Annotated in this window: 15 protein-coding genes; 7 read left to right on the top strand and 8 right to left on the bottom strand. The window is 68.3% G+C overall.

All coding sequences use genetic code 11. The features are described 5' to 3' along the window. Positions 1-101 precede the first annotated feature (101 nt). Positions 102-479, bottom strand: coding sequence for a DUF4124 domain-containing protein (locus tag B9Y64_RS04885; protein ID WP_100439903.1), 378 nt, complete (start codon positions 477-479; stop codon positions 102-104). Between the two features lie 80 nt (positions 480-559). Between B9Y64_RS04885 and pssA the strand changes: the two genes are divergently transcribed. Genes pssA through rimI form a run of 3 tightly spaced genes read left to right on the top strand, consistent with a single transcriptional unit; the run spans position 560 to position 2,330 of the window. Further along, positions 560-1,336: a CDP-diacylglycerol--serine O-phosphatidyltransferase gene (gene pssA / locus B9Y64_RS04880; RefSeq protein WP_100439696.1), complete on the top strand. Its 777-nt coding sequence runs from the start codon at positions 560-562 to the stop codon at positions 1,334-1,336. After that, positions 1,333-1,836: a hypothetical protein gene (locus B9Y64_RS04875; protein ID WP_100439695.1), complete on the top strand. Its 504-nt coding sequence runs from the start codon at positions 1,333-1,335 to the stop codon at positions 1,834-1,836. The genes pssA and B9Y64_RS04875 overlap by 4 nt, the downstream gene beginning before the upstream one ends. After that, complete coding sequence (gene rimI / locus B9Y64_RS04870; protein WP_100439694.1) at positions 1,833-2,330, top strand: ribosomal protein S18-alanine N-acetyltransferase; 498 nt, start codon at positions 1,833-1,835, stop codon at positions 2,328-2,330. The genes B9Y64_RS04875 and rimI overlap by 4 nt, the downstream gene beginning before the upstream one ends. Positions 2,331-2,397: 67 nt before the next feature. Here the strand turns inward: rimI and B9Y64_RS04865 are convergent, their stop codons facing one another. The 5 genes from B9Y64_RS04865 to B9Y64_RS04845 all read right to left on the bottom strand — a co-directional run bounded on the left by B9Y64_RS04865 (position 2,398) and on the right by B9Y64_RS04845 (position 8,407). After that, positions 2,398-3,219 carry an EamA family transporter gene (locus B9Y64_RS04865; protein ID WP_100439693.1) on the bottom strand — a complete coding sequence of 274 codons (822 nt, stop codon included), beginning with the start codon at positions 3,217-3,219 and terminating at the stop codon, positions 2,398-2,400. 128 nt (positions 3,220-3,347) lie between these two features. After that, the gene (locus tag B9Y64_RS04860) at positions 3,348-6,176 is read right to left on the bottom strand and encodes a valine--tRNA ligase (RefSeq protein WP_100439692.1); all 2,829 of its coding nucleotides are present in this window, start codon (positions 6,174-6,176) and stop codon (positions 3,348-3,350) included. A 33-nt stretch (positions 6,177-6,209) separates the two neighbouring features. Next, on the bottom strand, positions 6,210-6,401 hold the full coding sequence (locus B9Y64_RS04855; protein ID WP_100439691.1) for a YqaE/Pmp3 family membrane protein: 192 nt from the start codon (positions 6,399-6,401) through the stop codon (positions 6,210-6,212). A gap of 19 nt (positions 6,402-6,420) precedes the next feature. Continuing rightward, entirely contained in the window at positions 6,421-6,846 is a 426-nt protein-coding gene (locus B9Y64_RS04850; RefSeq protein ID WP_005415211.1) for a DNA polymerase III subunit chi, read from the bottom strand. Between the two features lie 82 nt (positions 6,847-6,928). Then, a complete protein-coding gene (locus B9Y64_RS04845) occupies positions 6,929-8,407 on the bottom strand; it encodes a leucyl aminopeptidase (RefSeq protein WP_100439690.1) in 1,479 nt (492 codons plus the stop codon). Positions 8,408-8,511: 104 nt separating this feature from the next. Here B9Y64_RS04845 and lptF point away from each other — a divergent pair, with 104 nt between their 5' ends. Both lptF and lptG read left to right on the top strand, forming a co-directional pair. Next, positions 8,512-9,594 carry an LPS export ABC transporter permease LptF gene (gene lptF / locus B9Y64_RS04840; protein WP_100439689.1) on the top strand — a complete coding sequence of 361 codons (1,083 nt, stop codon included), beginning with the start codon at positions 8,512-8,514 and terminating at the stop codon, positions 9,592-9,594. Continuing rightward, positions 9,591-10,697: an LPS export ABC transporter permease LptG gene (lptG, locus tag B9Y64_RS04835; protein WP_100439688.1), complete on the top strand. Its 1,107-nt coding sequence runs from the start codon at positions 9,591-9,593 to the stop codon at positions 10,695-10,697. The genes lptF and lptG overlap by 4 nt, the downstream gene beginning before the upstream one ends. A 227-nt stretch (positions 10,698-10,924) precedes the next feature. Here lptG and B9Y64_RS04830 read toward each other — a convergent pair whose 3' ends face one another. Further along, entirely contained in the window at positions 10,925-11,416 is a 492-nt protein-coding gene (locus tag B9Y64_RS04830) for an RDD family protein (protein ID WP_100439687.1), read from the bottom strand. Positions 11,417-11,472: 56 nt separating this feature from the next. Here B9Y64_RS04830 and xerD point away from each other — a divergent pair, with 56 nt between their 5' ends. Beyond that, complete coding sequence (gene xerD, locus B9Y64_RS04825) at positions 11,473-12,450, top strand: site-specific tyrosine recombinase XerD (RefSeq protein ID WP_100439686.1); 978 nt, start codon at positions 11,473-11,475, stop codon at positions 12,448-12,450. Between the two features lie 100 nt (positions 12,451-12,550). After that, a complete protein-coding gene (locus B9Y64_RS04820) occupies positions 12,551-13,333 on the top strand; it encodes a thioredoxin fold domain-containing protein (RefSeq protein WP_100439685.1) in 783 nt (260 codons plus the stop codon). A gap of 118 nt (positions 13,334-13,451) precedes the next feature. Here B9Y64_RS04820 and B9Y64_RS04815 read toward each other — a convergent pair whose 3' ends face one another. After that, a complete protein-coding gene (locus B9Y64_RS04815) occupies positions 13,452-15,551 on the bottom strand; it encodes a glycosyl hydrolase family 18 protein (protein WP_100439684.1) in 2,100 nt (699 codons plus the stop codon). Positions 15,552-16,117: the final 566 nt, after the last annotated feature.

Genomic DNA, 16,117 nt, shown 5'->3' with positions numbered 1-16,117 from the left:
CCACACCGCCCCGCCAAACCCGCAGAAAACCAGAGCCGCTTTTGCATTTGACGTTGATGTGGCTTGAAGCGGGTGCAGGGCTGCAAGCCCTGCCGGCCCCCTTAACCCGCCGGTGGGCAGTACGCCTTGATGGCGGCCTCCGCCAATCCCTTCTGCGCGGTGTGCTGCTCCGGGGTCAACGGGGTATCGGGCTTGCCATCGCCATCGGTGTCCTGCATCACCTGGCCACCGCCGTCCAGCAGGGCCAGGTTGGCCCGGGCCGTGCTGCACCGCTCGGGGACCGGCGCGGCCGGGGTCCCGGTGCTGGCCGCAGCCTGCGGGGTACGGGCCTGCTCGCGGGTTTCGTACTTCTTGCCCGCCGGTGGGGTCTCCGAGTACTGGGTCACGCCCTGGGCGTCCTTCCATTTGTAGACGGGACCGGCCAGGGCGTTGGCACTGGCCAACAGCAGCAGGCATCCAAGGCAGGACAGGGCACGCATGGCAAACTCCACGGAATGGGCGTAGAACGCCGATTGCAGCATTGGCGCCGAGCACTGGCAAGTCGATTAAACTGGATTCCATGGACCCGATCACACCGCCGCCGCGTTCGCGCACGATTTACCTGCTGCCCAACCTGTTCACCACTGCCGGACTGTTCGCCGGTTTCTACGCGATCATCGCCGCGGCCAACGGGGATTTCGTCAACGCGAGCATCGCCGTGTTCGTGGCGGCGGTGATGGATGGCCTGGACGGGCGCGTGGCGCGCCTGACCGGCACCAGCAGTGAATTCGGCGTGCAGTACGACTCCCTGGCCGATCTGGTCAGCTTCGGCATGGCCCCGGCGCTGGTGATGTACCACTGGTCGCTGTCGTGGCTGAAGTTCGACGATCCGCTGCTCGGCCGCGTCGGCTGGGCCGTGGCCTTCCTGTATGCGGCCTGCGCGGCACTGCGCCTGGCCCGCTTCAACACGCAGGTGGCGGTGGTCGACAAGCGCTGGTTCGTCGGCCTGGCCAGCCCGGCCGCAGCGGGCCTGATGATGTCCTTCGTCTGGGCGTTCGCCGATGGCAACCTGGGCTGGGACGGCAACCAGCTGCGCTACGTGGCGCTGGCGGTGACGATCATCGCTGCACTGCTGATGGTCAGCCGTATCCGCTTCTGGAGCTTCAAGGGCGGCGCTGCAAAGGGCAGCCGTTCGGACCGCGTACCGTTCCTTGTGCTGGCACTGGTGCCGGTGGCCATTGCCATCGCGGTGATCGACCTGCCACGCGTGTTGTTCGCGGTCGGCATCCTGTATGCCCTGTCCGGCCCGGTGATGTGGGCCGTGCAGCGCCTGCGCAAGAAGCCCGAGGCCGCGTGAGCCAGGACCTGCCCGTGCTGTGGTCACCGGCCCAGCAGGCCTGGCTGCAGGCCATGGGCTACACCGTCTACCACGATGGCCAACTGGCCGCCGAGCTGGATGCCGCGCTGCAGTTGAGCGTGGCCGAAGCCGAGGCCAGCGTCGCCCCGCCGGAACCGGTGCGGGCCGCGGTGCCGTCGCGCGAAGACCACACCGGGCCCGCGCCTGCAGTACGCGCGGAACGCCCGGCACCGCCGCGCCGCGAAACGCCGGTCAGCGCCCCGGATACCGTGCCGGCGGCTGAGCGCCCGGTGCCCAGCGGAAATGCACGACAGCCGGTGGTACGCCTGCCGGATCGCCTGCAGATCGCGCTGCTGCGCGCGTCAGGCTGCAACCCGAACGACCCGGCTACGCAGCTGCTGATGGACAGCTGGCCGCTGGACCAGCTGCGCCACGACCCGGCCGCCAAGCGTGCGCTGTGGCCGCAGCTGCGCGCTCTGCGCAAGCGGGGCACGCCGTGAGCGCGGTGACCCGGCCCGGTCCGGTCAGCCTGCGCGCGCTGCGCGAGAGCGACCTCAATGCCGTGATGGCGATCGAGCTGCGGGGCTACCCTTTTCCCTGGACCCGCGGCATCTTCATCGACTGCCTGCGTGCTGGTTATCCCGGCCTGGCGATGGAGCGTGATGGTCTGCTGATCGGCTATGGCGTGCTCAGCATCGCCGCTGATGAAGCGCATGTGCTGAACATCTGCATCGATCCGCTGGCACAGTCGCGCGGGCTGGGCCGCCAGCTGCTGCGCGCACTGGTGCAGCTGGCGGGTGATCGTGGCGCACAGCGCGTGTTCCTGGAAGTGCGCCCGTCCAACACGCCGGCGCTGGCGCTTTATCACAGCGAAGGCTTCAACGAGATCGGCCGCCGCCCGCGCTACTACCCGGCCGCACAGGGCCGCGAGGATGCGGTGGTGATGGCGATCGAGCTGGTCCACGGCGACCTGCAGGCGATGCCGCCGCTGTAACGGAGAAGGGTTGCCGGCCAGCGGCCGGCACTACCGGCAGGTGCCAACCCTGGTTGGCACGCTCTGCTCACGCCAACCGCAATGCCAATACCCCGCCCACGATCAACGCCGCCGCCAGCCAGCGTGCGCGCGGTATCCGTTCGCGCAGCAGGAACACCGAGATCAGCAGCGCGAACAGGATCGATGATTCGCGCAGCGCCGACACCAACGCGACCGGCACCTGGGTCATCGCCCACAACGCCATCGCATAGGAGGCCGTGGTGCCGAAGCCACCGGCCAGTCCCAGCGGCCAATGCTGCCGCGCGTAGTCCAGCACCGCGCCGCGCCGGGTGTACAACGCCCACAGCGGCAGGGGAATACCCGACAGCAGGAACAGCCACAGCGTGTAGCTGAGCGCGTTGCCTGACTGGCGCGCGCCCTGCGCATCGACCAGCGTGTAGGTGGCGATCATCGCCGCAGTCAGCAGCGGCAGGCGCAGCTGGCCACCACGCGCACCCAGTGCCATGCACAGGATGCCGGTGCTCACCAGCACCACGCCCAGCCACGCAGCTGCAGGCAATGACTCACCGAGCAGGGTGCCCGCCAGTGCGACCAGGATCGGCGCGCTGCCACGCATCAAGGGGTAGGCCAGGCTCATGTCGACCTGCTGGTAACAGCGCGCGACCAGCCCGTAATAGGTCACCTGCAACAGTACCGATGCGCCGAGCCACGGCCAGCTGTGTGCGGCAGGCAGGGGCAGCAAGGGCAGCGTGGCGGCGGACAGCAGCGCGGCACTGCCGGTTACCAGGACGGTGCCGAGGAACTTGTCCGGCCCGCGCTTGACGATCGCATTCCAGCTGGCATGCAGTGCCGCAGCGGCGAGAACCAGCAGGTAGATGGAAAGCGGCATCCGCTGATGATGCCATGCCGTACAAAAGGAAACGCCGGGCGTTGCCCGGCGTTGGTGTAGCAGGTGCCAACCTTGGTTGGCACATCGCACGGGTGCGGACCACAGGGGCCGCACCCGCCAGAGAGGCCTTACAGCTTCGCGCGCTGCTCGCGCAGGCCGGCCAGCTGGGTGTTCCAGTCGGCCAGGCGCACGCGCTCCTGCTCGACCACGGCCGCTGGCACCTTGTCGGTGAACTTGGCCAGCTTGGCCTCGCTCTTTTCCTGCTCGCCTTCCACGCGCTTGATCTCCTTGTCCAGGCGCGCGCGCTCGGCATCCAGGTCGACCAGGCCTTCCAGCGGCACCAGCAGCTTCAGTTCGCCCACGATCGCGGCGGCGGCCGGCGGTGCGCTTTCGCCTTCGGCCAGCCACTGGATGCTGTCCAGCTTCAGCAGGAACGACAGCGAGGCGCTGAAGCGTTCAATGCGGGCGCGGTCCTGCTCCAGGCCGGCCTGCAGGCGCAGTGGCACCTGCTTGGACGGGGCGACGTTCAGTTCGCTGCGCACGCGACGCACCGCACTGATCACCGCCTTCAGCCATTCCACGTCGGCCTCGGCCTGGGCGAAATCACCGGCGAATTCGGCGGCGGTCGGATACGGGCGCAGCGACAGCGTGGTTTCGGCCAGGCCCAGGCGCGGGGCCAGCTGCTGCCACAGCTGTTCGGTGATGAACGGGGTGAGCGGGTGCAGCAGGCGCAGCAGCGCTTCCAGCACGTACAGCAGGGTGTGGCGGGTGCTTTCGGCATCGGCGGCGTCGCTGCCGTTCAGTGCCGGCTTGCTCAGTTCCAGGAACCAGTCGCAGAACTCGTTCCAGGCGAACTCGTACAGGCACTGCGCCAGCAGGTCGAAGCGATACGCGGCGAAATGGCCCTGCGCCTCGGCGGTGGTCGCCGCCAGGCGCGAGAGGATCCAGCGCTCGGCATCGGTGCGCGGCGTCGGCACGCCGGTGAACGCAGCGCCCTCGGTGTTCATCAGGGCAAAGCGGCTGGCGTTCCACAGCTTGTTGCAGAAGTTCTTGTAGCCCTCGGCGCGGTTCATGTCGAACTTGATGTCGCGGCCGTGGGTGGCCAGCGCGGCGATGGTGAAGCGCAGCGCATCGGCACCGTGGGCAGCAATGCCGTCCGGGAATTCCTTGCGGGTGGCCTTCTCGATCTTCTCCACCATCTTCGGCTGCATCAGGCCACCGGTGCGCTTGGCGACCAGGTCGTCGATGGTGATGCCGTCGATGATGTCCAGCGGGTCGAGCACGTTGCCCTTGCTCTTGGACATCTTCTGGCCCTGGCCGTCGCGGATCAGGCCGGTGAAGTAGACGTCCTTGAACGGGATCTTCCCGACCAGGTTGTCGGTGGCCATGATCATGCGCGCCACCCAGAAGAAGATGATGTCGAAGCCGGTGATCAGCACCGACGACGGCAGGTAGCGGTCGAAGCCGCGCTCGGCCATGGCCTGCTCGTTCGGCCAGCCCAGGGTGGAGAACGGCCACAGCTGCGAGGAGAACCAGGTCTCCAGCACGTCGCTTTCCTGGTTCAGCACCACGTCGCTGCCGAGGTTGTTGCTGGCGCGCACTTCGTCTTCGCTGCGACCGACGTAGCAGCTGCCGGTGGCGGCATCGAACCACGCCGGAATGCGGTGGCCCCACCACAGCTGGCGGCTGATGCACCAGTCCTGGATGTTGTTCATCCAGTGGCGGTAGGTGTTGATCCAGTTCGGCGGCACGAAGGAAATGCTTCCGTCTTCGACCAGTTCCAGGCCACGCTTGGCCAGGTCGTCCATCTTCACGAACCACTGGTCGGTCAGGTAAGGCTCGATCACCTGGCCGGTACGGTCGCCGCGCGGCACCTGCAGCTTGTGTGCCTTGGTCTCGACCAGGATGCCCAGGTCTTCCAGCTCGGCCAGCACGGCCTTGCGGGCGGCGTAGCGGTCCAGCCCCTGGAAGCGCTCCGGCGCGTTCTCGTTCAGCGCAGCCACCGGAGTGAACAGGTTGATCATCGGCAGGCTGTGGCGCACGCCCACTTCGTAGTCGTTGAAATCGTGCGCCGGGGTGACCTTGACCACGCCGGTACCGAAGGCACGGTCCACGTAGTCATCGGCGATCACCGGCACGCGGCGGCCGGTCAGTGGCAGCACCACGTTCTTGCCGATCAGGTGCGCATAGCGCTCGTCTTCCGGGTGCACCATCACCGCGGTATCACCCAGCAGGGTTTCCGGGCGGGTGGTGGCGACGACCAGGTAGTCGCGGGTTTCGCGCAGGGTTTCCACGCCGTCGGCATCGCGCTCGACGTGCTCGTAGCTCAGGCCCTCGTCCAGCGTGTAGGCGATCGACCACAGGAAACCGTCTTCCTCGGCGCTCTCCACTTCCAGGTCGGAAATGGCGGTCTTCAACACCGGATCCCAGTTGACCAGGCGCTGGCCACGGTAGATCAGCCCCTGCTCGTACCAGCGCACGAAGGCTTCGTTGACTGCCGCCGACGGCTGCGGGTCCATGGTGAAGGTGCTGCGCGACCAGTCGGCGGAGGTGCCGAGGCGGCGCATCTGGCGTTCGATGGTGTCGCCGGACTGCTGCTTCCACTCCCAGACCTTGCCGATGAAGCCTTCGCGGCCCAGCGAGTCGCGGGTCTCGCCCTTGCCTTCCAGCGCCAGATTGCGGCTGACCACCATTTCGGTGGCGATGCCGGCGTGGTCGGTACCGACCTGCCACAGCGTGTCGTAGCCGCGCATGCGGTGATAGCGCACCAGCGCGTCCATCAGGGTCTGCTGGAACGCGTGGCCCATGTGCAGGGTGCCGGTCACGTTCGGCGGCGGCAGCAGGATGGTGTACGGCTCGCCCGTGCCGGACGGCTTGAAGTGGCCGGCCTTCTCCCAGGCCTCGTAGAGGTCGGTCTCGAAGGACTTCGGGTCGTAGCTGGAGGCGAGTTGGGTCATGCGGGGGAACCGGTAATCAAGGCGGAAGGGAGATCAGCGCGACCCGAGGGCGCGCCGGATCTTCTGGTCGGTGTGGTACTGGCTGACCGCGTAGGCGGCCCAGATCGCGGCGGGCAACCAGCCGATCAGGGTGATCTGCAGGATCAGGCAGGCGATCCCGGCCAGCGGCCGGCCGATGGTGAAGAAAGACAGCCAGGGAAGAATCAGGGCGATCAGCAGGCGCATCAAGGGGTCCTCGCGGGACTTACATGTCGTGCTTGTTCAGGTCGTAGCCGGCGGCCTTGTACTGGCGCCAGCGCTCGCGCAGCGGTTCGCGCGCTTCCGGATCGGCCGGAACCACTTCCAGCACGCGCTCGCACTGGCCCAGCCAGGGCTCGTCGCGCAGGTTGATCACCAGCGGACGTGCCGGTGCCTCGGTGCCAGGCACGGCGATCAGTACCAGGGCCTCTTCCTCGTCCATGTCTTCCCCGGCGATCTGGTGCGGGATGTAGGCATCGTTGTCGAACGCCCACAACAGCTCGTCCAGCTCCTCGGCCTGGGCCTGGTCGCGGGCCAGCACCAGGGTGAACAGCCCGGCGTCGTTGGCCTTGCGCGCCAGCTCGCAGACCAGGCGCAGTGGCTCGGTCAGGAAGCGGGGCTTGGCGATCAGGTAGAAGTCGGCGCGGGGCATGGCAGGGTCCGGGTCAGGCAGGGGCCCGGCGTTGCCGGGCGAAGCCCCGGCCGGCGTTTGCCGGCCAGGGTCGGGTACGGCATCAGGCGCGGGCGACCTGGTCCAGCAGCCACTGGCTCAGCAGGCCAACCGGGCGGCCGGTGGCCATGCCACGCTTGCCTTCATCGCTGGCCACGCCGGCGATGTCCAGGTGGGCCCAGCGCTGGCCTTCGGCGAAGCGCGACAGGAAGCAGCCGGCGGTGATCGCGCCGGCCCAGCGGCCGCCGATGTTGTAGACGTCGGCGAAGGTCGAATCCAGCATCGGCTGGTACTCGTCCCACAGCGGCAGGCGCCAGGCGCGGTCGAACACATGCTCGCCGGCGGCCAGCAGCTCGTTGGCCAGGTCGTCGTGCTTGCTCATCAGGCCGGCGGTCTGGTGGCCGAGGGCGACCATGCAGGCACCGGTCAGGGTGGCGACGTCGACCAGCGCGGCCGGCTCGAAGCGCTGCGCGTAGGTCAGCGCGTCGCACAGGATCAGGCGGCCTTCGGCGTCGGTGTTGCCGACTTCGATGGTCTTGCCCGACATCGAGGTGATCACGTCGGACGGACGGTAGGCGTTGCCATCGATGGCGTTCTCCACCGCCGGCACCACCACCACCAGGTTCAGCGGCAGCTTGGCCTTGACCGCAGCGACGAAGGTGCCGATGACGTTGGCGCCACCGCACATGTCGTACTTCATCTCTTCGATGCCGCCCTGGGTCTTCAGGTTGACGCCACCGGTATCGAAGGTGATGCCCTTGCCGACCAGCACGTACGGCTTGGCGTCACCAGCGCCGGTCCACTTCAGCACGACCAGGCGCGGGCGGTTGGCCGAACCGCGGGCCACGGCCAGCAGCGAGCCCATGCCCAGCGCTTCCATCTGCTGCTCGTCGAGGATCTCGGCCTCGGCACCCTCGTGCTCGCCAGCGAACTTCACGCCCACGTCGGCCAGGTAGGCCGGGGTGCAGTAGTTCGGCGGCAGGTTGCCCAGCTCGCGGGCGAACTCGACACCGGCGGCGATGGCCTGGCCCTGGGCCAGGGCCTGGGCGTCCTCACCGGCTACGGCCAGCTGGGTCAGGCCGGCATCGTCGGCCTTCTTCTTGCCCAGGGTGGCGGTATAGCGGTAGGCGGCGTGATCGGCGGCGATCACCGCCTGGCGGATCGCCCAGGCGGCGTCGCGGTCCTTGATGGCCACTTCGGACAGGGTGAACAGCGCGCTGCGGGCGGCGCCGGCCTTCAGCGCGCGCACGGCGTCGCCAACGGCCTTCAGGTACTGCGGCACGCCGAAGCGGGCGGCTTCGCCGAGGCCAACCACCAGCACGCGCGGGGCGGTCACGCCCGGCAGGTCGTGCAGCAGGGTGGTGGCGCCGGTCTTGCCGGACAGGTCGCCGCGCTGGGCCAGGGCGGCCAAGCGGCCGCCACTGGCGGCGTCCAGGGCCTGCGCGGCCGGGGTCAGGGTATGGTCGGCATACGCGCCTACCACCAGGCAATCAACGGTGGCGGCGGCCGGAGCAACGTGGTTCAGGGTGAATTCGAGGGCCATTGAGCAGATTCCATTGGCGAGTCCGTACAATCGCAGGCCGTTTACGCCCAGACAGTAGACTGGGCGGCACCGCGAACGAACCCCAGAGTTTAAACCACCGCCCCATGCTGAAGCTCGACCGATACCTGCTGGGCGATTTCGTCCAGAGTTTCCTGGCTACCCTGATCGTCCTGCTGGTGGTCAGCGTGGGCGGCGTGCTGGTGGACATCCTCGGCAACATCGCCGACGGGCGCCTGCCGGCCAAGCTGCTGTTCTCCCAGCTGGGCCTGCAGTTCATCGCCTACCTGCCGCTGATCCTGCCGCTGGCGCTGATGCTGGGCCTGCTGCTGGCCATCGCCCGCCTGTACCGCGACTCGGAGATGGCGGTCATCACCGCCATCGGAGTGGGGCCCAAGCGGCTGCTGCGGCCACTGCTGATGCTGGTGGTGCCGGTGGTGCTGCTGGTCGGCACCTGCTCGCTGTGGCTGGGCCCGTGGGCCGGCCGGGTGGCCGAGCAGATGATCATCGAGGCCAACCGCAGCGTGCTGATGGCCGGCCTGGAGCCGGGCCGTTTCACGCCGCTGCCCAATGGCGGCGTGGTCTACCTGTCCTCGATCTCGCCCGACGGCACCGAGCTGGGCAAGGTGTTCATGCAGCGGCAGAAGGACGATCGCCTGGAGGTGGTGTCGGCCAACAGTGGTCGCATGTTCTTCGAGGGCACCCGCCAGCGCTTCCTGGAGCTGGATGACGGCCACCAGGTGGAAGGCCCGGTGGCCGGCGCGCTGGATTACCGGCTGGCGACCTTTGCCCGCAACGATGTGGCCCTGCCTGATGGCGCGCAGACCCGCACCGAGGATGACCCGGAACTGATGCCGACCCTGAAGCTGATCGGCGACGAGCGCCCGCAGGCGCAGGCGCAGCTGCACCGCCGCCTGGCACCGCCGCTGATCGCGCTGGCCTTCGCCCTGCTGACCGTGCCGCTGGGCCGCAGCTCGCCGCGCCAGCAGCGCTACGGCCGCATGATGCTGGCCCTGATGGCCTACATGGTGGGCACCAACCTGATGTTCATCGGCAGCGGCTGGATCGCCAACGGCAAGATTCCGGCCGCGCTTGGCCTGTGGTGGTTGACCGTGCCGCTGCTGGCGCTGGCGATCTGGATGTATGCACGTGATGGCCGCCTGGGCCGCCCGAAGGGAGCCCGCGCATGAGGCTGCGCCCGATGCGTTTCGACCTGTACCTGGGCCAGTCGGTGTTCACCACGGTACTGCTGACCTGGGCGGTGCTGGTCGGCCTGGACGTGGTGATGGCCTTCTCCGGCGAGTTCAAGGACATCGGCAAGAACGGCTACACCCTGGGCCATGCCGCCGCGTGGGTGCTGTACACGGTGCCGCGCCGCGCCTACACGATGTTCCCGACGGCCGCGGTGATCGGCGCACTGATGGGCCTGGGCCAGCTGGCCGCGACCTCGGAGCTGACCGCACTGCGTGCGCTGGGCCTGTCGCGCAAGCGTCTGAGCGTGTCGGTGGCGATCGCGCTGTCGCTGCTGACCGCGGTGATGGTGCTCAGCGCCGAGACGCTGGGCCCATGGGGCCAGGACCGTGCCGACGCATTGAAGGCCAGTGCCAAGTGGGGACGGGACATCTCCACCACCCGCTACTCGGGGCTGTGGGCGCGCGAAGGCGACACCTTCCTCAATGCCCAGAGCGGCGAGGAGCAGCTGGTGGGCGACAAGGGCACGCGGCTGATCCTGCGTGATGTGCGCCTGTACCGGATCGCTGAAGACGGCAAGATCGCCTCGTTGACCCATGCGGCCACCGCCGAGCACGACAAGGACGGCTGGGTGCTGACCGGGGTGCGCCGCGACACCTTTGGCGAGCGCTCGGCGACCCGCCAGGAGGTGGCGCGCGAGCCGTGGAGCTCGAAGCTGGATGCAGCGGCGCTGGCCACCGGCATCGCCAAGCCGCGAAACCTCAGCGTGGCCGAGCTGAGCACCAGCATTGCCTACCGCCAGCGCAACGGGCTGGATGCGCGCGACTTCGAGGATGTGTACTGGAGCCGCTGGTTCTACCCGGTGAACGTGCTGGCGCTGTGCCTGGCGGCGGTGCCGTTCGCGTTCGGGTCGCTGCGCAGCGGCGGCATGGGCAAGCGCCTGTTCCTGGGCATCCTGTTCGCGCTGGGCTTCTGGCTGCTGCAGCTGTTCTTCGGCCGCATGGCCGGCGCGCTGAAGTTCGACTACCGCATCGCCTATGCGTTGCCCCCGATCGTGATGCTGGCGGTGTCCGGACTGCTGTTCCGGCGCAAGTCGGGCTGATTGCTGTGGCGCCGGGCATGCCCCGGCTGCTTTCCGCGCTGCGCGCGTGAGTCGAGCATGGCTCGACTCTACAGAACGTGCGTCTGCTGGCGGTCGTCCCAGGCCCAGCGCGCTGGATTCTGTAGAGCCGAGCCCACGCTCGGCTGCCTTCCGCTCACAGGCCGTCAGCCGGGCATGGGCCCGGCGCTACCCAGGCGCCGCGCAGGATCGGAGTGACGGGCGGCAGATCACCGCTTGGGCATGCGTACCAGGCGGGTGCCGCTCGCGCGGTCATGCCAGGTCAGGCGTTGGCGGTCGACCCACGCCCACCAGAATCCCAGCCCGCCCAGCAGCAGTGACAGCGTTCCTATCGCAAAGCGCAGCCACAGCTGGCCGCGCCGCAACGGCGTGCCATCGCTCGATTGCAGTTTCAGCCGCCACGGCCGCATGCCCAGGGTCTGTCCGCCGCGGCGCCAGCTGGCCGTGGCGTACCCCCCCGTGATCACCCAGCACACCGTCCACAGCAGCCACTGCCAGGCACTGAATGGCGCAATGTTCTCGCGCTGCGCGTGGCCGCTGAAGGTGTAGGCGAGGGTGAACAGCGTGCCGGCCAGCATCCACAGCGCCAGCACCGGCAGCGCGTCGTAGACCATCGCCAGCACGCGCCAGGGCAGCAGCGCACGTGGGCGGGGCATTTCGGTAGCGGCCGCAGAGGCCGTGTCGGTGGCAGGGCGGGACATGCGCCGAGCATACGCAAAGCTGGCCGTGCCCGCAGTGGCCCTCGTATCCTGCACGCATGGCCCTTGTTTCCACCCCCGCCGAGCGACGCCAGCTGGTCCAGCAACTGCCCGAGCTGCGCGCCGACGACAGCCTGCGCATCCAGCGCTTCCTCGATGCGATCTGGGCCGAGAACGGCCTGGCCCGCGCCACCCTCGACAGCTACCGGCGCGACCTGGAAGGGCTGGCGCGCTGGACGGACGGACGCGACGGTGGCCTGGCTGGCATCGAGCGACCCGGGCTGTTCGATTATCTGGCCTGGCGCACCCGGCATGGCTGGTCGCCACGCAGCAATGCGCGCCTGCTGTCGGCGCTGCGGGCGTTCTTCGCCGATGGCGTGCGCCGTGGCGAACGCAGCGAGGATCCGAGCGCACTGCTGGATCCGCCCAAGCTGCCACGGCTGTTGCCCAAGGCGCTGGCCGAAAGCCAGATCGATGCGCTGCTGGCGGCGCCGGATATCGACAGCCCGCTGGGGCTGCGTGATCGCGCCATGCTGGAACTGATGTATGCCGCCGGCCTGCGCGTGAGCGAGCTGGTGCTGCTGCCGGCCACGGCGGTCAACCTGCGCCAGGGCGTGCTGCGGGTCACCGGCAAGGGCAGCAAGGAACGGCTGGTGCCGCTGGGTGAGGAATCGCAGCACTGGCTGGAGCGTTACCTGCAGCAGTCGCGCCCGCAGCTGGTCGGCAAGGGCAGGGTGCACGCCCTGGCGGACGGGCAGACCCCGTTGTTCATCGAACCGACGTTGCATGCGCTGACCCGGCAGGCGTTCTGGCACCTGGTCAAGCGCCACGCACAGGTGGCCGGCATCGACCCGGCGCGGATCAGCCCGCATGGCCTGCGTCACAGCTTCGCCACCCATCTGCTCAACCGCGGTGCCGACCTGCGCGCGCTGCAGATGCTGCTCGGCCACAGTTCACTGTCGACCACCCAGATCTACACCCTGGTGGCGCGCGAACACCTGCAGAAGCTGCACGCCCGCCACCATCCGCGCGGCTGAGTGCCGGGCTGAATCGCTGCCCGGGGCAGTACAGGGCGTCGCGGCCCGGTACCGGCGGCTGTGTCAGAATCCGGAATCTTCTTCTGCTGCGGATCGTTCCATGCTCCGATTTGCCATCGCCGCCGTGTTGGGTGCGCTCAGCCTGACTGCCTGCGCCCAGCCGGCTCCGCCTGCCGCCAAGGCGCCTGCCGCTGCGGCCAAGGCCAGCCCGTCCGCCAATGCACCGGCCGACCAGGCGGTACGTGCCGCGCTGACCGCGCTCAATCCGGGTTTCCAGGTGGATTACATCGGTGCCGCGCCATTCCCCGGCTTCCGCGAAGTAGTGGTCTCCGGCCAGCTGCTGTACGTGTCCGATGACGGTCGCTACCTGTTCCAGTCGCAGCCGTACGACACCCGCGCCAAGGGCCCGGCCAACAGTGAAGGCCTGCTCGGCTACCGTCGCGGCCTGCTGGCCAAGGCCAACCACGGCGATCGCATCGTGTTCGCCGCGCCGAACGCCAAGTACACCATCAGCGTGTTCACCGACATCGAGTGTGGCTACTGCCGCAAGCTTCACCAGGACATCGCCGAGCTCAACCGCAACGGCATCACCGTCGAGTACCTGGCGTTCCCGCGCATGGGCCTGGGCAGCAAGGATTACACCGACATGATCTCGGTCTGGTGCGCAGCGGATCGTCGCCAGGCGCTGACCAACGCCAAGCGCGGTGGCAGCGTGCCGGCCAAGAACTGCACCAACCCGGTGGCGATGCAGTACGCGCTGGGCCAGCAGCTGGGCGTGAACGGAACGCCGGCGATCTTCGCGCCGGATGGCACCCAGCTGGGCGGTTACCTGCCGCCGGCGCAGCTGCGTGCGGCGCTGGACAAATTGTCCGAGAAGCGCTGACAGCGGAACTGTAGCGTCGAGCCATGCTCGACTGCGGTTCCACATGTGGCAGCCGAGCATGGCTCGGCTCTACAGATTCGAGGCCGGGGATGCGTGTCGCATCCCCGGCTTTTTCTCCTTACTTCAGGCCATCACTGACCGCCTTGGTCAGCGTGCCCTGCGCATCGTCACCGCTGAACTCCCAGACGAACGCGCCGCCCAGGCCCTGGGTCTTCACGTAACCCATCTTGCGGGTGATGTTGGCCGGCGTGTCGAAGCTCCACAGCGTGCTGCCGTTGTAGATCCAGGTGGCACCGGCGGTGTTGTCGGTATAGCCCGGCCACGCCAGGTTCTTCAGCACCTTCCAGTCCTCGATGCCGGCTTCATACGTGCCCGGAGCGGCGCCGCTGGCGGTCTGGTACAGGCCGTTGTTGGCATTGGCCACGCCGGTCCAGCCACGCCCGTAATAGCCGATGCCCAGGTTGAGCTTGGCGGCGGGCACGCCACGGCTGATGAAGGCCTCGATGGCATCGTTGCTGTTGTACAGCTTCTGGTCGCCGGTGGACGGATCATTCGGCGAATCGAACAGCGCCGACTGGTGATTGGTCTTCGCATCCCACGCGCCGTGGAAGTCGTAGGTCATCACGTTGATGTAGTCCAGGTACGGGTGGTACGCGGCCGGATCGGTGACGCGGATCTTGTCGATGCCGGCACCCACCGCCACCGTCAGCAACAGGCCCGGACGCACCGCATCGAGCTGGCGGCGGAACTCGGCCATCAGCGCGGTGAAGTTGGCGTTGTCTTCCGGCTTGCCGCATTCGATGCCGCAGGCCACCGGGTATTCCCAGTCGATGTCGATGCCGTCGAATACGCCCAGCGCGGCACCGGCGCCACCGGCACCGTCGGTCACCGGCAGGTTGCCCTTGATGTAGGCGTCGATGCACGAGGCGACGAAGGCCTGGCGGTTTTCCGGGCGCGCCGCGCTGGAGAAGCCGCGCGACCAGGTCCAGCCACCCAGCGAGATCAGCACCTTCATGCCCGGGTACTTGGCCTTGAGTTGCTTGAGCTGGTTCCAGTTGCCGCGCAGCGGCTGGTCCCAGGTATCGGCGCTGCCGCTGACACTCTCGGCGGCACTGAAGGCCTTGGTGTAGTCGGCGAAGGCATCGCCACCGGCACCGCTGTTCGGATCCGATGGCTGGGTGATGCCCACTTCGCAGCGGTTGTTGCGCACGTTGCCGAAGGCGTAGTTGATGTGGGTCAGGCGTGCGGCGGAGCCGCTGCTGTCGATGTTCTTGACCCGGTAGTTGCGCCCGTAGATGCCCCACTGGGTGAAGTAACCGATGACCCGCTTGCCGGTGGTGCCACCGTCACCGGCCAGCGTGGTGGCGCTGATCTCGGTGCCCTGCGCTGACGCATTGCCGGCGTTGTCGCGGGCCCGTACGCGGTAGCGGTAGGTGGTCGACGCGGTCAGCCCGCCATCCACATAGCTGGCACTGGACGGCGAACCGACCAGGCTGCCGTTGCGGTACACGTCATAGCCGGCCATGCCGCTGCCACCGGTGTTGTCGGTGGAGGGACTCCAGCTGAGCGCGATGCTGTTGGCGGTACGCGTTCCGGCCGCCAGCCCACCCGGTACGCTCGGTGCGGTGGTATCGCCACCGGCGGCGTTGACGGTGATGGTGATGGTCGGGGTGCTGGTGGTGGCGTTGTTGTTGTCGGTGGCCACCGCGCGCAGGGTGTGGCTGCCGGCGCTGGCATTGGCCCAGCTGGCCGCATAGGGCGCACTGGTGGCCACGCCGAGCGTGCTGCCATCGCGGAAGAATTCGACCTTGGCGACGCTGCCGTCCGGATCACTGGCGGTGGCGGTCACGTTGATCGTGCTGCCGGCGCTGAAGGTGGCGCCGTTGGCCGGCGAGGTCAGGCTGACCACTGGCGGCTGGTTGGCGCCGCCGCCATCACAGGCGCCGAGGTTGGTGTAGTAGGGCGCACCGGCCGGATGGTCCGGCGGCGCGTTCCAGATGTCCTGGTTCGCCCGATAGAGGACGCCTCCTTTCTGCAGGGTATCGCCGGCCCGGTAGATCTTGGCCTGGTCCCACTGGGCCACGCCGGCACAGCTGGCGGCCTGCGCCAGGCCGGGCAGGGTGGCGGCGCCGGCGGCCAGGGCAAGCAGCCAGGCCAGGCGGCGGGGACGACAGCTTCGGGTCGAACGTTCGGCACTGCGCACAATCGGGTCGTACATGGGTAAGTCTCCGATCAAAGGGCGCGCGGGCCCCGATGGCGCCGCGCGTGACGCAGGTCCGGGCGTCGCCCGGGAAGGCGACGGAGGGGGCGGACGGGGTACCTGGGAGGCCGGGGAGAGAGTCCGGCGCCAGGTTGGGACAACGTTGTCATCAATCGCGTGGTCAATCCGTGAGCAAGCGCATGGTTCCGGGATTCGGGCGGAGGGCGACGCTGCGCGCGGTCGGCGGCCAGCGGCGGAGCCCCTCGTGGCTGGGGCTTTACGCGAACAGCGGGTTTCTGGAGGTTGGCCGGGTGGGTGGGCTGCGCAGGGGACGCCGTGAATACGTCCCTGTAGGCTCGGGCGCGCCATCCATGGCGCTTACGCCCCTGCGCAGCCCACCCACCCGGCCACGGACAGGTTCCTGCGCGGCCAGCCACGGAAGACAGAACAAAAAATCAAAAGCAAAAGCCGGTCGCTTCGCTCCCATCCACGCATGGCGTGGATCTACCCGTTCTCGGGACCGACAGTAGATCCACGCCATGCGTGGATGGATCCATCAGATATCGCAACAAATCCAGGGTCAG

The sequence above is a fragment of the Stenotrophomonas maltophilia genome (assembly GCF_002799245.1).
GTDB lineage: Bacteria > Pseudomonadota > Gammaproteobacteria > Xanthomonadales > Xanthomonadaceae > Stenotrophomonas > Stenotrophomonas maltophilia_S.
The sequence above is the reverse complement of the archived record's forward strand: the minus strand, read 5'-3'. Positions and strand labels throughout refer to the sequence as shown.

Excerpts from the sequence above, each read along its gene's own strand:
- B9Y64_RS04885 (WP_100439903.1), bottom strand. The coding sequence starts at position 479 with ATGCGTGCCCTGTCCTGCCTTGGATGCCTGCTGCTGTTGGCCAGTGCC.
- pssA (WP_100439696.1), top strand. The coding sequence starts at position 560 with ATGGACCCGATCACACCGCCGCCGCGTTCGCGCACGATTTACCTGCTG.
- B9Y64_RS04865 (WP_100439693.1), bottom strand. The coding sequence starts at position 3,219 with ATGCCGCTTTCCATCTACCTGCTGGTTCTCGCCGCTGCGGCACTGCAT.
- B9Y64_RS04860 (WP_100439692.1), bottom strand. The coding sequence starts at position 6,176 with ATGACCCAACTCGCCTCCAGCTACGACCCGAAGTCCTTCGAGACCGAC.
- B9Y64_RS04855 (WP_100439691.1), bottom strand. The coding sequence starts at position 6,401 with ATGCGCCTGCTGATCGCCCTGATTCTTCCCTGGCTGTCTTTCTTCACC.
- B9Y64_RS04850 (WP_005415211.1), bottom strand. The coding sequence starts at position 6,846 with ATGCCCCGCGCCGACTTCTACCTGATCGCCAAGCCCCGCTTCCTGACC.
- B9Y64_RS04845 (WP_100439690.1), bottom strand. The coding sequence starts at position 8,407 with ATGGCCCTCGAATTCACCCTGAACCACGTTGCTCCGGCCGCCGCCACC.
- lptF (WP_100439689.1), top strand. The coding sequence starts at position 8,512 with ATGCTGAAGCTCGACCGATACCTGCTGGGCGATTTCGTCCAGAGTTTC.
- lptG (WP_100439688.1), top strand. The coding sequence starts at position 9,591 with ATGAGGCTGCGCCCGATGCGTTTCGACCTGTACCTGGGCCAGTCGGTG.
- B9Y64_RS04830 (WP_100439687.1), bottom strand. The coding sequence starts at position 11,416 with ATGTCCCGCCCTGCCACCGACACGGCCTCTGCGGCCGCTACCGAAATG.
- xerD (WP_100439686.1), top strand. The coding sequence starts at position 11,473 with ATGGCCCTTGTTTCCACCCCCGCCGAGCGACGCCAGCTGGTCCAGCAA.
- B9Y64_RS04820 (WP_100439685.1), top strand. The coding sequence starts at position 12,551 with ATGCTCCGATTTGCCATCGCCGCCGTGTTGGGTGCGCTCAGCCTGACT.
- B9Y64_RS04815 (WP_100439684.1), bottom strand. The coding sequence starts at position 15,551 with ATGTACGACCCGATTGTGCGCAGTGCCGAACGTTCGACCCGAAGCTGT.